This is a genomic window from Stenotrophomonas sp. INTA L402-1, assembly GCF_059295135.1.
Genome location: NZ_JCAFWP010000123.1, coordinates 1 through 691, shown reverse-complemented (window position 1 = coordinate 691; position 691 = coordinate 1). Strand labels below are relative to the sequence as shown.

The following is a 691-nucleotide window of genomic DNA, read 5'->3' as shown; positions in this document are numbered from 1 at the left end:
ATCAGGTGAGCGGCGACAGCGGGGCCGATACCAGGGATGGTCAACAGGCGCTTGTAGAGCGTGCCATGCTCTCCATCGCGACCCAAGCGCTGCAGTTCGCTTTCCAGCTCGGACAGCGTCCCAGCCAGAGCGCAGAACAGATCTGACAGCTCCCCGGGGGCACTTTTGCTTACCCCGAAGGATTGCTCCAGGCGCGCGCGTGTCTTTACCAGCGTCTGCCGCTTGCGCAGCAAATCGTGCATCTGTTGCTGCTCGTCGGTACGCGGTACGTATTCACGCAGGCGATCGTTCTCCTTCTTCACGTACCGGGCGATCGCTTCGGCGTCCATGGCGTCCGTCTTGCCACGCGAGCCCGTCGCCCGGCCGTAGTACTTGATCAGACGTGGATTGATCACATAGACAACGTGGCCTGCCTGGCCAGCCATCCGAGCCAACAACTCGTAATACCGCCCCGTCGCCTCCATGCCAATCCGGCATCGCTGGGGCAAGGTGTTGAGCCACTGGGCTATGCCGGCCCGGGTGTTGGCGATCCTGTCGCCGGCCTTGCGGTCGGCCACTGCCGGTACGAACTCCTTGGAGTCCACGTCCACGCCAATATCGAGAGAATCAGACATTTGTACGGCTCCCAGCTATCTTTAAGGGGCTGGGGTGGTACCGCACCGACGTTAGCTTGCCTACATCGACGATCCCC

The 691-nt window shown here is 61.8% G+C and carries 1 protein-coding gene; it reads right to left on the bottom strand.

Going from position 1 to position 691, the window contains the following annotated elements:
• Window positions 1-614 (bottom strand): IS110 family transposase (locus AC5O77_RS21840; RefSeq protein WP_494507183.1); only part of this gene is annotated, 614 nt, incomplete at its 3' end.
• Between the last annotated feature and the right edge of the window lie 77 nt (window positions 615-691).